Annotated in this window: 15 protein-coding genes; 9 read left to right on the forward strand and 6 right to left on the reverse strand. The window is 73.4% G+C overall.

The genetic code is table 11. From position 1 onward, the window contains the following. Positions 1 to 718 precede the first annotated feature (718 nt). Positions 719 to 1,000, reverse strand: coding sequence for a hypothetical protein (locus ACZ7MY_RS08100; protein ID WP_499600432.1), 282 nt, complete (start codon positions 998 to 1,000; stop codon positions 719 to 721). Positions 1,001 to 1,009: 9 nt separating this feature from the next. On the opposite strand from ACZ7MY_RS08100, the gene ACZ7MY_RS08105 reads away from it, so the two are divergent. From ACZ7MY_RS08105 to ACZ7MY_RS08115, 3 genes are all read left to right on the forward strand, one after another. After that, a complete protein-coding gene (locus ACZ7MY_RS08105; RefSeq protein ID WP_499600433.1) occupies positions 1,010 to 1,474 on the forward strand; it encodes a hypothetical protein in 465 nt (154 codons plus the stop codon). Between the two features lie 136 nt (positions 1,475 to 1,610). After that, on the forward strand, positions 1,611 to 1,967 hold the full coding sequence (locus ACZ7MY_RS08110) for a hypothetical protein (protein WP_499600434.1): 357 nt from the start codon (positions 1,611 to 1,613) through the stop codon (positions 1,965 to 1,967). A gap of 273 nt (positions 1,968 to 2,240) precedes the next feature. After that, the gene (locus tag ACZ7MY_RS08115; RefSeq protein ID WP_499600435.1) at positions 2,241 to 5,375 is read left to right on the forward strand and encodes an ATP-binding protein; all 3,135 of its coding nucleotides are present in this window, start codon (positions 2,241 to 2,243) and stop codon (positions 5,373 to 5,375) included. Here the strand turns inward: ACZ7MY_RS08115 and ACZ7MY_RS08120 are convergent. Further along, positions 5,356 to 6,147 carry an ABC transporter permease gene (locus tag ACZ7MY_RS08120; RefSeq protein ID WP_499600436.1) on the reverse strand — a complete coding sequence of 264 codons (792 nt, stop codon included), beginning with the start codon at positions 6,145 to 6,147 and terminating at the stop codon, positions 5,356 to 5,358. The genes ACZ7MY_RS08115 and ACZ7MY_RS08120 overlap by 20 nt on opposite strands. Then, positions 6,144 to 7,109: an ATP-binding cassette domain-containing protein gene (locus ACZ7MY_RS08125; protein WP_499600437.1), complete on the reverse strand. Its 966-nt coding sequence runs from the start codon at positions 7,107 to 7,109 to the stop codon at positions 6,144 to 6,146. The genes ACZ7MY_RS08120 and ACZ7MY_RS08125 overlap by 4 nt, the downstream gene beginning before the upstream one ends. 332 nt (positions 7,110 to 7,441) lie before the next feature. Here ACZ7MY_RS08125 and ACZ7MY_RS08130 point away from each other — a divergent pair, with 332 nt between their 5' ends. Further along, positions 7,442 to 7,711, forward strand: coding sequence for a hypothetical protein (locus ACZ7MY_RS08130; protein WP_499600438.1), 270 nt, complete (start codon positions 7,442 to 7,444; stop codon positions 7,709 to 7,711). Between the two features lie 360 nt (positions 7,712 to 8,071). Further along, positions 8,072 to 9,700, forward strand: a complete 1,629-nt coding sequence (locus ACZ7MY_RS08135) for a purple acid phosphatase family protein (protein WP_499600439.1) — start codon at positions 8,072 to 8,074, stop codon at positions 9,698 to 9,700. Positions 9,701 to 9,775: 75 nt separating this feature from the next. On the opposite strand, the gene ACZ7MY_RS08140 is transcribed toward ACZ7MY_RS08135, so the two are convergent. Continuing rightward, a complete protein-coding gene (locus ACZ7MY_RS08140; RefSeq protein ID WP_499600440.1) occupies positions 9,776 to 10,243 on the reverse strand; it encodes a GtrA domain-containing protein in 468 nt (155 codons plus the stop codon). 264 nt (positions 10,244 to 10,507) lie between these two features. Here ACZ7MY_RS08140 and ACZ7MY_RS08145 point away from each other — a divergent pair, with 264 nt between their 5' ends. The 3 genes from ACZ7MY_RS08145 (at position 10,508) to ACZ7MY_RS08155 (ending at position 13,259) form a co-directional block, all read left to right on the forward strand. After that, positions 10,508 to 11,011, forward strand: coding sequence for an NfeD C-terminal domain-containing protein (locus tag ACZ7MY_RS08145; RefSeq protein ID WP_499600927.1), 504 nt, complete (start codon positions 10,508 to 10,510; stop codon positions 11,009 to 11,011). A 147-nt stretch (positions 11,012 to 11,158) separates the two neighbouring features. Continuing rightward, positions 11,159 to 12,583 carry a flotillin family protein gene (locus ACZ7MY_RS08150; protein WP_499600441.1) on the forward strand — a complete coding sequence of 475 codons (1,425 nt, stop codon included), beginning with the start codon at positions 11,159 to 11,161 and terminating at the stop codon, positions 12,581 to 12,583. Positions 12,584 to 12,674: 91 nt separating this feature from the next. Continuing rightward, on the forward strand, positions 12,675 to 13,259 hold the full coding sequence (locus ACZ7MY_RS08155) for a hypothetical protein (protein WP_499600442.1): 585 nt from the start codon (positions 12,675 to 12,677) through the stop codon (positions 13,257 to 13,259). A gap of 79 nt (positions 13,260 to 13,338) precedes the next feature. Here ACZ7MY_RS08155 and ACZ7MY_RS08160 read toward each other — a convergent pair whose 3' ends face one another. Together ACZ7MY_RS08160 and dxs are read right to left on the reverse strand one after the other, a co-directional pair. Beyond that, on the reverse strand, positions 13,339 to 14,427 hold the full coding sequence (locus tag ACZ7MY_RS08160) for a tellurite resistance/C4-dicarboxylate transporter family protein (RefSeq protein ID WP_499600443.1): 1,089 nt from the start codon (positions 14,425 to 14,427) through the stop codon (positions 13,339 to 13,341). Between the two features lie 56 nt (positions 14,428 to 14,483). Continuing rightward, positions 14,484 to 16,451 (reverse strand): 1-deoxy-D-xylulose-5-phosphate synthase, encoded by a 1,968-nt coding sequence (gene dxs, locus ACZ7MY_RS08165; protein ID WP_499600444.1) that lies wholly within the window; start codon positions 16,449 to 16,451, stop codon positions 14,484 to 14,486. Positions 16,452 to 16,844: 393 nt separating this feature from the next. Between dxs and ACZ7MY_RS08170 the strand changes: the two genes are divergently transcribed. Next, the gene (locus ACZ7MY_RS08170; protein WP_499600445.1) at positions 16,845 to 17,216 is read left to right on the forward strand and encodes a MarR family transcriptional regulator; all 372 of its coding nucleotides are present in this window, start codon (positions 16,845 to 16,847) and stop codon (positions 17,214 to 17,216) included. The last annotated feature ends 83 nt before the right edge of the window (positions 17,217 to 17,299 follow it).

Here is a 17,299-nt window from a genome sequence, read left to right on the forward strand (position 1 = left end):
CAGTCGTCCGGGGCGGCGGACGCGGGTCTGCTCGTCCGTCCCGGGCCTCCTCGCCGACCGAGGCCCTGAGTGGGCGGGACCCCGGTCTTCAAGGGCGCCGACCGCCGGGGGCGCGCGGCTCCGCCCGGTCGCCTTACCTCAGACCCGCCGCCGAAACCCCGGAGGGCGATCCGGCGCCGCAGGGGACCGTGAGCGGGAGCACACGATCGCGCGCCGGCATGCGCATCGCCAGGTCGCAGAATTTCCTTCCCTCGGGGTTTCAGCGCCGGGCGGGAGGCAAGGCGCCCTTCCGGAGCCCGCCCGCCCTGACGCACCCCTGGGCGGCTCTCCGAGAGCCCGTGCTCTCGGCGATCGGCGCCCTTGCAGACCGGGGCCCCCAGGGGTCCCGGCCGGCGAGGAGGACATTGTGGATCTGAAGACCCGGATGCACCGACCCGGAGAGAAAGTCCCGGTCAGCGGCATCTACGAGTGCACCTGCGGCAAAAGCCACCGCTTCACCAGCACGGACGTGCGGGGACACACCTTCCCACCCGTACCGGCGGGCTGTCCCGGCGTCCACTGGCGTCTGCTGACCCCCGCCCACGCGGAACGCAGCCCCTGACGCGTCCCGGACGCCCGCCCGGTCACGTGCGATGACGGCACACGAGGCCGGACGGGCCACCACACGGCCCCACCGACGCTCCTTGCCCGAGCCCCGGTGGGGCCCCGCCCCGGGCGCCTACGGGGTGAGCGCGACGTAGACGGATCCCTCGGTCGCGGACCACGTGAAGCCCTGGTGCACCGTGCGGGCGCCGTCGGTCAGGAGGCGGGCGGCCATGGCGGTGACCGCCTCGTCCAGGTCCGGGGTCTCGTCCGGCGCCCGCTCCCGGGCGCGGTCGGCACACAGGTAGAGGGTCCGCAGAGCGGCCTCGACGTCGTGCACCTGCTGGCCCGCGTGGGCGACGGGCTTGATCTCCCAGCGCATCTGCATGGCATCGCCCCTCCGGAAGGAAGCGGACACAGCCACAGGATGCCGCTCACCGGACCGGTACGCATGCCGGGTGGCACGCCGAACGCCGTCGACCTGCTCCTGTCCTCGACCTTCATCAGGCGTCGTACTCCCGAACGGGACGCCGCCGATCTGCTCGAGGGCCAGGTCTTCGAGGTCGCCGCGCTCAGCAGGACCGTGGGTCGCGTCGTCATGCTGGACGTCGGCAAGGGCAGGCCGATGCAGCACCTCAAGATCCGGTCACTGTTCGTCGCCCAGGGACAGCCGATGGTGTGGCGTGAGCGCCGCACGCGCCAGGAGCCGGTGCTGGGCGGCCCGTTCGCGCTCAGGCGACTCGACAAGAAGGTCCCGCTGAACGGCAGGCTCGCCTTCCACGAGCTGACCACGGCTGACGGAAGCCACGAGGTGGCGCTTCCCAAGAAGGACGCCCCGCTGGTCTCCCTCGCGACGGGCCAGGACGCGCTGGAGGCACCCACCCCCGGATGACTCCCGCCGGAGGCCGGGACTCACACCCCGCGGGCGGCCCGGGAAAGCGACGCCTGACCTTCGGGGCGCCAGCGGTGGGTCGCCGGCGAAACCCGCTCTACCCTGGCCCCAGGGCGCAGTCGCGGGGTGGGGGCCGATGATGGGGCGTACGTACGGAAAAGTCGCGGGGGCGGCCTACGTGGCGCTGGTCACGGGTCTGGCCGTAGCGGGAGCCGTCGAGGAACGAGCCGTCTTCTACCTGTCCGCCGTCGCGTTGACCCTCCCCTCGGGCGCCGTCGCCCTTCCGGCGATGTACGCCGGGTATGCGGCGATCTCGGCGATCGGCTCGATCTGGGCGCCCGTCGCCCGGCCGGACGGAACGGAGGCCGGCTGGCTGGGCCTCGGCAGCGCGACACTGAACGTGACGCTGCTGGTCTGCGCCGCGCTCGCCAATGTCGTTCTGCTGGAACGGATCGCACGCCGACGGCGCGGCGCCACGGCGGAAGGCCCCTAGGCCGTGTCGTCAAATGCCCGCCTGCCCCACGGCGCCTGGCACGGCACCTCGCTGCGTTGTCGAATCGTCCGAGTAGCCCACTACAAGGACGACTCTCCGCCTTGCGATGCACCGCACCAGACACCGTGCGGCCCGCCCTCCGGGCGGCCGGCGTTCATTTGACGACACGCCCTAGCCCCGGCCCGCTGCGGGTCCGGGCCGGCCGCCCCCTCGGCGCCCTCCGCGGTCGCCCTCAACGGCCGCCCTGCACACCGCTGTCGATAGCCTGACCGGGTGACGACCGACCTGACCCTCCTGTCCCGCGTGGCCTACCGCGGACGGGAGATCACCGCGCCCCGGCTGCGCGGGCTGCTCGCGCTCCTCGCCGGCGAACTGCGCGCCGGTTGCAGCACCGCGCGCCTGGTGGACGGGCTGTGGCGGGACGAGCTGCCGGCCAACCCGGCGAACGCGCTGCGGATCCTGGTCTCCCGGGCCCGCTCGCAGCTCGGGCCCGACGTCGTCGTCAGCACCCCGACCGGCTACCGGCTGGCCCTGGACGAGGAGCAGGTCGACAGTTCGGCGGTGCTGCGCCGCGCCGAGGCGAGCGCCCGGCACTCCCGGGCCGGGGATCACGCGGCCGCCCTGGCCGGCGCGCAGGAGGGCCTCGCCTTCTGGGACACGGCCCCGGACGCCGACGCCGCGCCGGGCGACCCCGTGGCGGAACTGCGCGCCGAGCGGGCACCGTTGTACGCCGCCCTCGCACGCTCCCGTGCGCTCGCGCTCGCCCGGGTGGGACGACGGGCCGAGGCCCTGACGCCGCTGGCCGAGGTCTTCGCCGGGACGCCGCGCGACGAGGAGGTGCTGGCCGAACTGCTGCGCGCCGAGGCCGCGACGGCCGGTCCCTCGGCGGCCCTCGCCCGCTACGACGCGTACCGGCGTGAGCTCCGCGACGACCTCGGCACCGATCCGGGCACCGCGCTCAGGGCCGTGCACCGGGAACTGCTGCAGACCCAGGCCCCCGCGGTCCGGTACGGGGTGCCGCACGACCCGAACCCGCTGCTGGGACGGGACGAGGACCTGGCGGCGGTGGACGGGCTGCTGCACTCCTCGCGACTGGTCTCGATCGTCGGTCCGGGCGGGCTCGGCAAGACACGGCTCGCGCACGCCGTCAGCCGCCGGGCGGAACAGCGGGTGGTGCACTTCGTCTCGCTGGCCGGCGTCGGTGCGGACGAGGACGTGGCCGGAGAGGTGGCGTCCGCGCTCGGCGGCGGGGAGGCGCCCCGCGGTGGCGTCGCGGCGTACGGCGGCGGGGCGGACGTGGCCGCCGGAATCGTCGCATCCCTCGGCGCCGGCCCCGCGCTGCTGGTGCTGGACAACTGCGAGCAGGTCGTCCGGGGCGCCGCCGGCCTGGTGCGGGAACTCGTGGCGCTCTCCCGTGACCTGCGGGTGCTGGTCACCAGCAGGGCACCGCTGGGGCTGAGTTCGGAGGCGGTGTACCAGCTGCCGCAGCTGAGCCTGGCGACCTCGGTCGCGCTCTTCGAGCAGCGGGCCCGGGCCGCGCGCCATCACGTCGAGCTGCCGGCCGACGCGGTCGCCGAGCTGTGCCGGCACCTGGACGGGCTGCCGCTCGCGGTGGAGTTGGCGGCGGCGCGGGTGCGGGTGCTGTCCGTTCCCGAGATCGCCCGCCGTCTCGGCGACCGCTTCACGCTGCTGCGCGGCGGGAGCCGGGACGCCCCCGAGCGGCACCGGACGCTCCTCGCGGTCGTGGAGTGGAGCTGGAACCTGCTGGAGGACGACGCGCGGGCCGCGCTGCGTGCGCTGTCGGTCTTCCCCGGTGGCTTCTCCGGCGAGGCCGCCGAACAGCTGCTGGGCGACGGGGGCGACGCGCCGTACGTGCTGGAGCAGTTGGTGGACCAGTCGCTGCTGAAGGCCGCCGACACGGCGGCCGGGATCCGCTTCCACATGCTGGAGACGGTGCGGGAGTTCAGCGCCGCCCGGCGGGCGGCCGCCGGCGAGGAGGACGGTGTCACCGACCGGTTCCTGGGCTGGGCACGGCGGTTCGGACTCGCCAACCACGATGTGCTGTTCAGCGCCGAGCCGCTCCGGCACTGGGCCCGGCTGCGCGCGGAGCAGGACAACCTCGTCCTCGCCCTGCGGATCGCCCTGGCCCGCGCGGACCACGCCACCACCGCCGCGGCCGGTGCGGTGCTGGCCTGCGTGTGGCTGACCGACTCGGCGAGCTTCCACCGCGTGCTGACCCTGGCCGCCGACACCGCGGCGCCGCTGTCGCACTACCGCCCCGACGCCCCGCACACCGAGGTCACCCGCACCCTCAGCGCCGTCTGCACCGCGGGCCCGTTCATCGGGTTCGGGCCCGTCCGGCCGCGCCACCTCGTGACCCTGCGCCGGCTGCCGTCCGCGGAGCCCGACACGCTCCTGCGCGCGCTCGCCACGGTGCTGTGCGCCGTTCCGGACATGCGCCCGCCCGGCTACGAGGCACTGCGCAAGCTGTGCGGGAGCGACGCGCCGCTGCTGGCGGGCATCGCCGAGTGCGTGGCCAGCTACCTCTGGGAGTACGAGCACGAGCCGGAACGGGCGCTGTCCTCCGCCCGGCGGATGCTCGCCATGGTCGACGCCGTGCCCAACCCGTCGCTGCGGCTCCTCGGCCACTCCCGTTGCAGCGAGTTGTGCGCGGACGCCGGCCTCGGCGAGGAGGCGTACGGGCACCTGCTGGCGGCGCTCGACACCCTGACGCACCTGAGCGACCAGTCGCCCACGACGGGCCTGCGCCGGGGCCTCGTCCTGGCCTGCCTGCAGCGCGGTGAGCCGGACGAGGCCGAGGAATGGCTGCGGCGGGTGGAGCGGAGCGGGTCCGGGGAGCAGGCCGCCGCCCACACGCCCGACCTGGCGGCCTCGGCGGAGATCGCACTGGCCCGGGGACTGACCGAACTGGGCCTGGGCCGCTGGCGGATGGCCGTGGAGCAGCAGCGCGCGGGCGACCGGCCGCCCGACCCCACCATGGACGCGTGGGCGCGGGTGATCGAGGCCCACGCGGTGGCCGCGCACGCGTACGCCGGGCGGCTGGAGCCGGTCGCCGGCCTGGTGGCCGAACTGGACGGCCGGCTGCGCGCCGCGCTCGCCGACGACTCCGGCCCGGCCGGGGAGGTACGCCGGCACGGCACCGGCGTCCTCGCCCTGGGCCTCGCGCGGCTCGCGGCGGGCGACGCGTCGGCGGTGCGCCTGCTGGCGCTGGCGGGACGACTGCACGTGTCCCAGGTGTTCCAGCCCACGATGTCCCTCGACCGTGCCCGGCGGGCCGCCGAGGAAACGGACGGGGCGGCGTACGCCGACGCGGTGTCGGAGTACGCCGCCCTCGGGCGGGAGGGGCTGCGGGAGGCAGCCCGCGCGCTCATTTCGGGTCGCGGTTGAACTGCGCGGTCGACCAGAGGTAGCCGAGCACGGTCAGGCCGGCGCACCAGGCCACCGTGATCCACCCGTTGGCGCCGATCTCCGTGCCGAGCAGCAGGCCGCGCAGCGTCTCGATGGCCGGGGTGAACGGCTGGTACTCGGCGATCGGCTGGAACCAGCCCGGCATCGTGTCGGCCGGGATGAAGGCGCTCGAGATGAGCGGGAGCAGGATCAGCGGCTGGGCGCTGTTGGCGGCCGCCTCGGCGTTCGGACTGGCCATGCCGATGCCGACCGCGATCCAGGTGAACGCCAGGGAGAACATCACGAGCAGCCCGAACGCCGCCAGCCACTCCAGGGCCGTCGCGTCCGTGGACCGGAAGCCGATGGCGACGGCGACGGCCCCGACGAGGACGACGCTGGCCACGCACTGCAGGACGCTGCCGACGACGTGCCCGATGATCACGGAGCCGCGGTGGATCGCCATGGTGCGGAAGCGGGCGATGAGGCCCTCGCTCATGTCCATGGAGATGTACACGGCGGCCCCGATCACGGTGCTGCCGATGGTCATCATCAGGATGCCCGGGACGATGTAGGCGATGTACTCGGAGCGGTCGGCGCCACCGCCGCCGATGCCCGCGCTCATCACGTCACCGAAGATGTAGACGAACAGCAGCAACAGCATGATCGGCGCGAGCAGCAGGTTCAGGGTGGTGGACGGGTAGCGCCGCGCGTGCAGCAGATTGCGGCGCAGCATGGTGCCGGAGTCGCGGACCGCGAGGGACAGGGTGCTCATCGGACGTTCTCCTTGGGCTGGTCGGGGACGCTGACGGGGCTGGTGAGGGCGAAGAAGACGTCGTCGAGGTCGGGGGTGTGCACGGTCAGCTCGTCCGCCTCGATGCCGGCCGTGTCCAGCCAGTCGAGGATCGAGCGCAGCTCGCGCTGGCTGCCGCCGCTGGGGATCTGCAGGGTCAGCGCCTCGTCGTCCCGGGTGGCCCCGCGCAGTTCGTCGGCGGCGGAGCGGTAGGCGGCGGGGTCGGTGAAGCGGAGCCGTACGTGGCCGCCGGGGATGAGCCGCTTGAGTTCCTCCGCGGTGCCCTCGGCGGCGATGGTGCCGTTGTTCAGCACCGCGATGCGGTCGGCGAGTTCGTCGGCCTCCTCCAGGTACTGGGTGGTGAGGAAGACGGTGACGCCGTCGGAGACCAGCTCGCGGATGATCTGCCACATGGTGTGGCGGCTGCGCGGGTCCAGGCCCGTGGTGGGCTCGTCGAGGAAGATGATGCGGGGGCTGCCGACCAGCGTCATGGCGATGTCGAGGCGGCGCTTCATGCCGCCGGAGTAGGTCGACGCGGGCTTCTTGGCCGCCTCCGTGAGGTCGAACCGCTCCAGCAGTCCGGCGGTCACCTGCCTGCCCTCGCTCTTGGACAGGTGGTGCAGGTCGGCCATCAGCAGCATGTTCTCCTCGCCGGTGATCAGCCCGTCCACGGCGGAGAACTGCCCGGTGACGCCGATCGCGGCGCGCACCGCCTGCGGCTCGACGGCGAGGTCGTGGCCGCCGACGCGGATGTCCCCCGCGTCGGCGGTGACGAGCGTGGAGAGGATCTTGACGGCGGTGGTCTTGCCCGCGCCGTTGGGGCCCAGGAGGGCGAAGACCGTGCCCGTGGGCACGTGCAGGTCGATGCCCTGGAGGACCGGCTTGTCCCCGAAGGACTTCCGCAGCCCCGTGGCCGCGATGGCGGATGCGTGGGTCGTTGTCATGCCCTGGAGTCTGCGCGGGGCCGCGCTCAACGACCTTTCAGCGCGGTTTCACCAACCACCGTCCACCGCCCACCCGGTGAAACGTACTGGTCGGCGCGGCGCGTACGGCACGTCCGCCGCCCGCTCGCGCGCTCCGCGGCCGGTTGCGGCTCGATCCCCCGAAGCGGTCGCGGCACGCCGCCACGCCGCCGGCGGGTACCGCGTGAAAGGGTGGCCGCACGCGCAGGTTCCCCGAACCGCCGCGACGGGCCGCGGGTGATGACGACGGGTACGGCGGACGGATCCGGCATGGAGTTGCTGTGCACGAGTTCACCTTCCTTGCGGGTGCACAGATGTCACCGCGAGGTGAGGCCGTCTTCCTGCTGCTCTTCGGCTTGGGCGCGACGTTCACGGGTCTGCTCACCGTTGCGAACGCCGACGCCATGGCCGCCCACCACGACCGGACGCAGCAGGACTTCCACGACGCCTACAAACGGGGTGATCCTCCGGACGACCGCACCCGCGAGACCCGGCGCACCCTCGCGAGGACCCTCGGCTGGGTGTTCGCGATCGTCGGCCCCGCCCTGGCGATCTCCGGCGTCGTGATGCTCGTCCGCCTGTAGCCCGGCGGGCTCCTGCGACATCGCCGCCGTACGACACCGCGGGCAACGCTCGTTGCGACCGGGCACCGAAGGCACCGCGCGCCGGGCCGCAGTGTCGGCTTCGTCACGAGTGACGGGAGCGCGCCCGAACACCCCGATCTTTCCAAGAATTGGTCAAGACAGGGTCATGTCGTCCGGAATGGGAGTCCGTTGGGGTGACCGCCATCTGTCGTTCACGCCCGTCTCACCGCTCCGGTCGACCGTGCTTCCTAGCGTCCGTGAGTGCGCGCACCGCTGACCTGCCGCAGCCCGCTGTCAGGTTCGGAGCGCTGCAGTCCGGTCGGTGTGCGACTGCAACCGACGACGTGAAAGGCCCCCGGAATGCCGGAAGAACGCAAGCAAACCCGCATCTCTCGCCGCAACGCACTCGGCCTGTTCGGCGCGACCGTGTCCGGCGCCGCCGCCGGGCCGCTGGTCCTCGGCGCCGGAACCGCCGAGGCGGCCCCGGCGACGTCGGAGGTCACCGGTCTCACCACCGGCTCGCCCACCACCCCCGTCCAGGGCCTGCACCTGACCTTCGGCGCCGACCCGCGCAGCCAGATGGTCGTGTCGTGGATCACCGACGCGGCCGTCAAGAACCCGCGGGTCGTCTACGGCACGCTGAGCGGTGGCTTCGGCTCCACCGTGCACGCGAAGACGAAGACCTACGTGGACGGCACCTCCGGGCGGACCGTCTGGGCCCATCACGCGCTGCTCAGCAAGCTCAGGGCCGACACCGACTACCTGTACGCGGCCCAGCACGACGGTGCCACCCCCGACGCCGGCACCTTCCACACGGCCCCGTCGGGCAGGGCGCCGTTCACCTTCACCAGCTTCGGCGACCAGGGTGCGCCCAGCGTGACGTGGAAGACCGGTGCGAACCCGGCCGACGCCTCGGGCCGCGACTTCGAGCCCAACGCCACGCCCGCCGCCGCCGACATCGTCACCGGCATCGAGAAGGTCGGCCCGCTGTTCAACCTCCTCAACGGCGACCTCTGCTACGCCAACACCGGGCCGGACCGCGTCCGCGTCTGGAAGGACTTCCTCGCCAACAACAGCCGCTCGGCGCGGTTCCGTCCGTGGATGCCGGCCGCGGGCAACCACGAGATCGAGCTGGCCAACGGCAAGCTCGGGCTCGACGCGTACCAGACCTACTTCGAGCTGCCCTCGACCGAGACCCAGCCCGAGCTCGACAACCTCTGGTACTCCTTCACGGTCGGCGCGGTGAAGGTGATCGTCCTGCAGAACGACGACATCGCGCTGCAGGAGGGCGGCGACATCTACATCAAGGGCTACTCCGGCGGCCGGCAGCTCGCCTGGCTGGAGAAGGAGCTCAAGGCGGCACGGGGTTCGAAGGACATCGACTGGATCGTCGTCTGCATGCACCAGGTGATGATCAGCTCGGCGACCGGCGCGAACGGCGCCGATGTCGCGCTGCGCGCGGCGTACGGCCCGCTGTTCGACAAGTACGGCGTCGACCTGGTGGTCTGCGGCCACGAGCACGACTACGAGCGCTCGTTGGCGGTGCGCGGCGTCGTCCCCGGCAGCGTCACCCTCACGCCCAACCCGAGTCAGGCCGCGCTCGACGTGATCGAGAGCGAGCACGGCACGACGCACATGGTCCTCGGCGGCGGCGGTGTGTCCGGCATCACCAACAACACCTTCACCACCGACGACGCCGACGGCCACGGGCACCACTCGGCGTACGTCCAGATGGAGCACGTCGGCAAGTACAACTCCGTCAAGGAGAAGGAGACGGCGGTCTGGATCGGCGTCCGTGACGCCGAGCACCCGTACGGCTTCGCCGAGTTCTCCGTCGACCCGGGCCGTCACGCCGGTGACATGACCCGCATCCACGTCACCTACTACAACATCATCACGCCCACCGGTGAGCTGTCGGTGTTCGAGAAGTTCACGCTGCAGCGCCGCCGTAGTGACGGCGGCAACGGCCACGGCCACGACCACCGCTGACCCCCCGCGACCAGCGACAGTGGTCGGCGGCGCCTGGGGCCGGGACGTCGTCCCGGCCCCAGGCGCTGCCGGGGTTCACGCCGCCGCGTCGTACGCCGCACGCGCGCGGACACCGCGCGCCCGACGCGTCCGAGGGGCGCGCTCCGCGAACACCGACAGCCGCAGCACGAGATAGCGGCCGATCCCGACGAGCGCGGTGGCCGACAGGTACACCGACTGCTGCAGGACGACCCCGGCGCCGGGGCGGAGCACGGACAGCGCGCCGATCGCGGCCGAGGTGACCAGCCAGCCGGCGGCGACGGTGGCCGCGCCTTTCACGTGGCCGGCCAGACCGGGCCGTCCGCAGCCGAACGTGACGCGGGCGTGCAACTCCGTTGCGGCCACCGAGGAGGCGACGGTGGTCAGCACGTTCGCCGCCATCCACGGGATCCACTGCGCGAGCAGGACCAGGGCCGCCGAGGACACCAGGGTGACTCCGCCGCCCAGCCCCGCGAAGCGCACGAAGGCCGCCAGGTGAGGGCGCATCGTTCGCAGGCCGTTCATGGGGGTCCCCTCCCGGGTCACCGGCCCTCGCGGGGCCGTCGTCGTCATGCGCAGATCGTGACCGGGCCCGCGTTCATCGCCGTTTCAGCGGGTTTTCAGGAGTGCCGGCGAGGGTGAAACCCGGGGGCGGACGAAGCGCCGGACGGTCGTAAAGAACGCGTAAAGACTGCCGGGATCCGGCAATGACCGGCTGCCGCGGCCCGTGACAGCATCGCGGTGTCTTCGGAAGGCCGGATCGGCGAACGGGCAGGGGGCGGGGACGCGATGGAGTGGTTCCTCGGGCTCGGCATCGCCGGTCTGGTGGTGCTGGCGCTGGCCCTCGTCGTCGACGGTGTCCTGGACGGGCTCCTCGACGGGCTCGGGGGCCTGGACGGCCTGCTGTCCCTGCCGGTGGTCGCCGGGTTCGTGTCGATGCTCGGCTTCGCCGGCGCGATCGTCCTCGGCACGACGGATCTCGGGACGGCGTCCGCCGCCGCCGTGGGGGTCGCCGCCGGTGGTGTCGCGGGATGGCTGACGTGGCGGTTCGGCCGGTCGCTGATGCGCGGCGGGGATTCGGCGGCGCCGCGCGGCGACGACCTCGTCGGCGCTTCCGGCACGGTGGTCACCGCGATCCCCGCGGACGGCTACGGCGAGGTGCTCGCGTACCTGGCCGGTCAGCCCGTGAAACTCGCGGCCAGGAGTACCGTCCCGCTGCCGCGGGGCTCGAGGGTGTGGGTGGAGGCGGCGCTGTCGGCCACGTCGGTGGCCGTACGCCCCGTCGACCGCTGAACCCCCGCGCCTGAACGCCCCGGCGGCTCGCACCTCGCACCCCTCCCGTAGCCCGTACCGCGTGCGCCGCGGCCGGGCCCCCGGCACCGCGCGTACGGCGCCGCGGCTTCTTCCTCGTCAGTCCTGCTCCGACCAAGGGAATCCGGCATGAACCCTGTCCTCACCGCCGCGGTGGGCATCGTCGTCCTCGTCGTCCTGCTCGCCCTCGTCGTCGTCACCCGCTACAAGGTCGCCGGTCCCAGCGAGGCGTTCATCGTCACCGGGCGGCGTGGCAAGAAGTCCACCGACCCGGAGACCGGACGCGTCTTCACCGACAACAGCGGCCAGAAGGTCGTGGTCGGCGGGGGCGTGTTCGTCGTGCCCTTCGTCCAGCAGAAGTTCACCCTCGACCTGTCGAGCCGGCACATCCCCGTCGCCGTTCGGGGCGCGGTCACGCTGCGCGGGGTCAAGGCGCACCTCGAGGGCGTCGCGATCGTCAAGGTCGGGGGGACCGAGGACTCCATCCGCGCGGCCGCCCAGCGGTTCCTGATGCAGCAGGACGGCATCGTCGGCTTCACCCAGGAGGTCCTGTCGGGCGCGCTGCGCTCCATCGTCGGGCGGATGTCGGTGGAGGACGTCATCCGCGACCGTGCGGCGTTCGCCGGCCAGGTGGCCGAGGAGGCGGAGGCCAGCCTGTCCGGGCAGGGCCTGGTCCTGGACGCCTTCCAGATCCAGGACATCACCACCGAGGGCTCCTACCTGGAGGACCTCGGACGGCCCGAGGCCGCCCGGGCCCGGCAGGAGGCGGACATCGCCGAGGCCCTGGCACGGCAGGCGTCGGAGCAGGCCCGGCTCAAGGCCGAGGAGGAGATCGCCGTCGCCCAGCGGACGTTCGCGCTCAAGCAGGCCGAGATCAAGGCCGAGACGGACGAGGCCGCGGCCCGCGCGGCCGCCGCCGGTCCGCTCGCGGAGGCCGCCCGCAACCAGGAGGTCCTCACGGAGCAGGAGAAGGTCGCCGCCCGGCAGGCCGCGCTGACCGACCGCGAACTCGACACCATGGTCCGCAAGCCGGCCGACGCCGCGCGCTACCGGGCCGAGCAGGAGGCCGAGGCCCGCCGGATCGCGCTGGTCAAGGAGGCCGAGGCGGACGCCCAGCGCTCCCGGCTCACCGGTGAGGGCGAGAAGGCGCACCGGGCGGCGCTGGCCGAGGCCGTACGCGTCGAGGGCGAGGCGCAGGCCGCGGCCATCGCGGCGAAGGGGTCGGCCGAGGCCGAGGCCATGCAGAAGAAGGCGGACGCCTTCGCCCGGTACGGCGACGCCGCCGTGCTGCAGATGCTGGTCGAGGTGCTGCCGCAGGTCGTCGCGAAGGCCTCCGAGCCGCTCGCCGCCGTGGACAGGATGACCGTGATCTCGACGGACGGAGCGAGCCAACTGTCCCGCACGGTGGCGGACAACGTGGCGCAGGGCATGGAACTGCTCAGCTCCACCACGGGAGTCGACCTCGCCGACCTGCTCAAGGGCATCACCCGGCGCGGCGCCACGGCGCCGGCCCACGCCGACACGTCCAACGGGAGGGTCGAGATCGCCGACTGACACAGGGGCCGCCGGTGTCACACCAGGGGCCGGACCCGCCCAGGACGAGGCGACGAGCCGTGCGTGACGGGATGGAACGGAGGATCTGTTCGTGGAGGTGGTCCCGGTGCGGACGAGGGCGATCAGGCGGCCCGTGTACGTATGGCTGCCCGTGGCCGGCGGTGTGGGGACCTACGCCCTGGCCGCTCTGTTCATCGGTCCGCTGCACGAGGCCCCGGGAGGGGCGGTCCTGCTCGGGGGCGTGACCCTCTTCTTCTGGGCTCTCGGGTGGGACTCGGCGATCCGCAGCGGGCCGGACCGCTTGTCCGTCACGAACCTCTTGGTGACCTCGACCGTTGCCTGGACCGATGTGGGCGAGGTGGCGATTCACGACGGCCTGACCGTCGTCCTGCGCGACGGACGCACGATCGAGTCGATCGCCTTCGGCAGTTCGCTGCTGGGGGCGTTCACCGGGTACCCGACCCATCGGAAGGCGCTCCGGAAGCTCCAGCGGGCCCACGGTGCGGCACTACGGGCCCACAGAGCCACGGACCAGGGCCCGGGCAGGAGCAGGAGCAGGGGCCGAGGCCCGGCCGGCCCGGTCCGGCTGACGACGTCCTTCGAATGGAGACGGCTCCTCTACGCCCTCGTGGCCGTCTACGGCCCGCTCCTGCTCATCGGCCTCCTTGCGCGGTGAGGGCTCCGGCGTCGGCACGGCGGGCGCCCCGGGTCGACGGCGTACCCCACGGGCGTACCTGCCCCGTACCGGGAGCGGATCACGCCGCGGCCGGGCGACGCCGCGGGAACCGGGAGCCCACCATCGCGGCGAACACGACGGCCCAGAACGCCGCGGCGACCCAGATCTCCCAGCGGCCCGTGCTCGTCATCCACGAGGTGCCGGTCGCGCGTCCCAGCTCGTGCGTGGTGACGGCGTACATGCCGACCGGGAAGACGAGGTTCCACCAGCCGAGGTCGTAGCGCAGCGGAATGCGGCGCAGCGCGTGCCGCCATACGCCGAGGGCCAGCAGGAGCGGGACGAGCCAGCTGGAGAACGACCACAGGACGACGGACGTCCCGACGAGGACCTCCCTCGACACGATGGTGCTGCCCGGGGGGAGGGCGATCAGCCGCACCGCGACGAGCACGGCGATCGCCGCCGCCCCCATGAAGATCCAGACGGACGTCATGAGGCCTTCCGGCCGGACGGGCCGGGCCAGCAGTCTGGCCAGGACGATCGCGGAGGTCAGCAGGTACTGCATCAGGCCGACGGCCCAGCACACCACCGCCAGCACGGGCAGCACGTGTCCTGTGGTCACCCGGGCCAGCGAGGCCGCCGCGAGTGCCACCGACTCCGAGCCCACCGCCCACAGGAACCAGGTGCCGTTCACCTGGTCGAACGAGGGGCCCCGCTTCAGGGTGGTGATGAGCGCGAGCGGAATGCCGTAGCCCAGTACCACCCACCCCAGTGCCCCGAACGCCAGGAACGCCGCGGCGGCTGCCGTGTGGCCGTCCGGCGCGAGGCGTGATGCCAGCACGTTGGAGGAGATGGCGAGGGTGAGGAAGGCGAAGGCGCGCGGCCCGAGGAAGTCCGCGACGAACCCTTCACGCCTCCGCAGCAGCCGCAGGCCGTACGCGGGCACGAGTACCGCGAAACCGGCCAGGGCCACCCACAGCAGCGCTGCGGAGGCCGTGCGGGCGCCGCCTACGTACAGGGCCGTGGAGACGATGCCGGTGCCCATGACGAACGCGAGCGCACCGGGGTTGAGGTCCGCCACCGCGGCGGAGAGGGTTGCGCGGAGTCCGGGCGGCCGGGGATCGGGGCCGGACGTCCGCTCACCGGTTCCGCGGCGGATGATCTTCGACATGACACGCCCTCCGGCCGCTCTCGCGGTAGCAGCATTTTACTGATGTGGGCACTTCATCACCTTTCGGGCACGGAGGCGGGCCGGGAATCGCCGGGCGACGCCGAGGCGGCGGCCTGCGCCAGCACCTGGGTGACGGCGTCCGCGACGCCCCGCGCGGTCAGACCCGCCTCCGCGAGGATCTCGGCACGGCTGGCTTGCCGGGGGAACCCGTCGGCCACGCCCAGGACCCGCACCGGGGCGCGGATGCCGGCCTCCTGCAGGGCCTGGACCACCGCGGTGCCCACTCCCCCGGTCCGCAGGCCGTCCTCGACCGTGACGACCAGGTCGTGTCCCGCGGCGAGGGCGGGCAGTTCGCCGGGGAGCGGCTTCACCCACAGCGGGTCCACCACGGTGACCCGCACGCCGTGCCCTGCGCAGAGCGCCGCCGCCTCCAGGGCGACCGGCGCCGTCGTCCCGACGGCGATCAGCAGCACGCCGCCGGTGCCGGGCCCCGCCTCACGCAGGACGTCGACCGCACCCGCGCGAGCCGCCGCCGGGATCTCCGGGCCGACCGCGCCCCGCGGGTAGCGCAGGACCGTCGGCGCGTCCGCGATCGCCACGGCCTCCCGCAACCGCTCCCGCAGCGTGCGCGCGTCGCGGGGAGCGGCGATGCGCAGTCCGGGCACGGCCTGGAGCATCGCCAGGTCCCACAGCCCGTTGTGACTGGGCCCGTCGTCGCCGGTGACCCCGGACCGGTCGAGGACGAGGGTCGCGCCGAGACGGTGCAGCGCGAGGTCCATCAGCACCTGGTCGAGCGCGCGGTTGAGGAAGGTGCCGTACAGGGCGATCACCGGGTGCAGTCCCGCCATGGCCATCCCGGCGGCCGAGGCGACCGCGTGCTGCTCGGCGATCCCGACGTCGAAGAACCGGTCCGGGTGGCGTGCGGCGAAGTCGTTCAGGCCGACGGAACCGGGCATGGCCGCGGTGATCGCCACGACGTCCGGGTGCGTGCCGGCCAACTCCACCAGTTCCCGGCCGAACGCCGCCGACCAGGTCAGACCCGCGGGCCGCAGGGGGCGGCCCGTCCGCGGGTCGATGGTGCCGACGCCGTGCAGATGGTCCTCCTCGTCCTGTTCGGCGGGCGGGTATCCGAGCCCCTTGCGGGTCATGCAGTGGACGACGACGGGTGCGCCATGGGTCCTGGCCCGCTCCAGGGCTGCCTCCAGGGCCCCGATGTCGTGGCCGTCGACAGGCCCGATGTAGTGCAGTCCCAGCTCGCGGAAGAGCGAGTGCGGCGTGACGGCCGCATCGGCGGAGCCCTCCCCGAGGCTCGCCCTCAGCCCCTCCTTGAGGCCTTCCTTGGCCGCGTGCAGGGTGCGGTGCAGCGCCCGGCCGGGTGTCCCGGCACCGTCGAGGGCCTGTTTGCCCCAGCCGGCCAGCCGCTCGTAGCCGGCGTGGCCGCGCAGGGCGGCCAGGTGCCGCGCGAGTCCGCCCACGGTCGGCGCGTACGAACGGCCGTTGTCGTTGAGGACGATCACCACGGGCCGTTCGGGTGCCTCCGCGATGTTGTTCAGGGCCTCCCAGGCCAGGCCTCCGGTGAGGGCGCCGTCGCCGACGACGGCGACGATGTGCCGGTCCGCCTCCCCCGCGAGCCGTCGCGCCTTGGCCATGCCGTCGGCGTACGACAGGGCCGCCGAGGCGTGGGAGTGCTCGATGTGGTCGTGCGCGGACTCCTCCCGGCTGGGGTAGCCGGAGAGGCCGCCGCGCTGCCGCAGACCGGTGAACTCCCCGGCCCGCCCGGTCACGATCTTGTGGACGTACGCCTGGTGGCCCACGTCCCACAACAGCCGGTCCCGCGGGGAGTCGAAGACCCGGTGCAGCGCCAGGGTCAGTTCCACGACACCGAGGTTGGGCCCCAGATGACCGCCCGTGGCCGCGACGTGCCGGACCAGGAACTCGCGGATCTCCCCGGCGAGCCGGGCCAGCTCCGGATGGCTCAGACCCCTCAGGTCCGCGGGCTGCTTGATCCGTCCCAGCAGGCTCATGCCGCTGCTCCTCCTCGATGCCGCTGTGCCGTCGGCGGACGCGCAAGGGGCGTCCGGCGCGCGGTGCACGGGTCCGTCCGCGTCCGCGGACGCGTCGCCCGTGCGCGCGGACCGAACCCCGTGCCTGCGCGTCGCGTTGACGACCGTAGGTCCGGGAGGGGCCGGGGGCCGACGGCCCGCCGTGCCACGCCGGCCTCACATCAGGACCTCGGGCGGGGCGGCCGGCCGTCCGCGAAGCCCCGCCCCCGGATCAGGGCGCGGCGCCCGCGGGCGGCCGGGTGTCCCGATCCGAGGGGTTCCTGGCCGACGGCCCGCCATCGTCCCCGGCGGCGATTCCGCTGAAGTGGGTACGGCCGCGCGCCCGCGGCCGCCGGCCCCACCCAGGGAAGAGACATGACCGAGGACCGCGATCCGGAGGACGCCGCACGCCGGCCACCACCCGTCCTGTACAGCCTGGGACTCCTGCACGGCGAACTGCGTGCGCGGCACCGTCTGTCGCTCCACGACCACCTCGTGCTCGGCGCCCTCGCCGGAGCCGAGGACCGCACGCTGCCGGTGGTCCGGCTGGCGGCGTTCCTCGGAGAACCCGCACCCCGGATGGCCCTGGTCCTGAAGGGCCTGGAGGCGGCCGGGCTGATCGAACGCCATCGCCGTGACAGGGACCGCAGGAAGGTCGAGGTGACCCTCACCGAGGCGGGCTGCGCCCGGTTCGCCGACGCGGAGCGGACCGCACGGGAACGGCTGCTCAGGTACTTCGCCCCGTGACCGGTTCGGGCTCTGGCCGTGCGCACGAGGCCGGGGCCGAGGGGGTGCCCGCGCCCCTCAGCCCCTCAGCCCGTCGCCCTGTC

Source organism: Streptomyces sp. NPDC111520 (assembly GCF_055635295.1).

What these genes read in the sequence shown, in the direction of transcription:
- ACZ7MY_RS08170 (WP_499600445.1), top strand. Translation starts at nt 16,845, where the DNA reads ATGACCGAGGACCGCGATCCGGAGGACGCCGCACGCCGGCCACCACCC.
- ACZ7MY_RS08125 (WP_499600437.1), bottom strand. Translation starts at nt 7,109, where the DNA reads ATGACAACGACCCACGCATCCGCCATCGCGGCCACGGGGCTGCGGAAG.
- ACZ7MY_RS08135 (WP_499600439.1), top strand. Translation starts at nt 8,072, where the DNA reads ATGCCGGAAGAACGCAAGCAAACCCGCATCTCTCGCCGCAACGCACTC.
- ACZ7MY_RS08130 (WP_499600438.1), top strand. Translation starts at nt 7,442, where the DNA reads ATGTCACCGCGAGGTGAGGCCGTCTTCCTGCTGCTCTTCGGCTTGGGC.
- ACZ7MY_RS08145 (WP_499600927.1), top strand. Translation starts at nt 10,508, where the DNA reads ATGGAGTGGTTCCTCGGGCTCGGCATCGCCGGTCTGGTGGTGCTGGCG.
- ACZ7MY_RS08160 (WP_499600443.1), bottom strand. Translation starts at nt 14,427, where the DNA reads ATGTCGAAGATCATCCGCCGCGGAACCGGTGAGCGGACGTCCGGCCCC.
- ACZ7MY_RS08110 (WP_499600434.1), top strand. Translation starts at nt 1,611, where the DNA reads ATGATGGGGCGTACGTACGGAAAAGTCGCGGGGGCGGCCTACGTGGCG.
- ACZ7MY_RS08105 (WP_499600433.1), top strand. Translation starts at nt 1,010, where the DNA reads ATGCCGCTCACCGGACCGGTACGCATGCCGGGTGGCACGCCGAACGCC.
- ACZ7MY_RS08120 (WP_499600436.1), bottom strand. Translation starts at nt 6,147, where the DNA reads ATGAGCACCCTGTCCCTCGCGGTCCGCGACTCCGGCACCATGCTGCGC.
- ACZ7MY_RS08140 (WP_499600440.1), bottom strand. Translation starts at nt 10,243, where the DNA reads ATGAACGGCCTGCGAACGATGCGCCCTCACCTGGCGGCCTTCGTGCGC.
- ACZ7MY_RS08150 (WP_499600441.1), top strand. Translation starts at nt 11,159, where the DNA reads ATGAACCCTGTCCTCACCGCCGCGGTGGGCATCGTCGTCCTCGTCGTC.
- dxs (WP_499600444.1), bottom strand. Translation starts at nt 16,451, where the DNA reads ATGAGCCTGCTGGGACGGATCAAGCAGCCCGCGGACCTGAGGGGTCTG.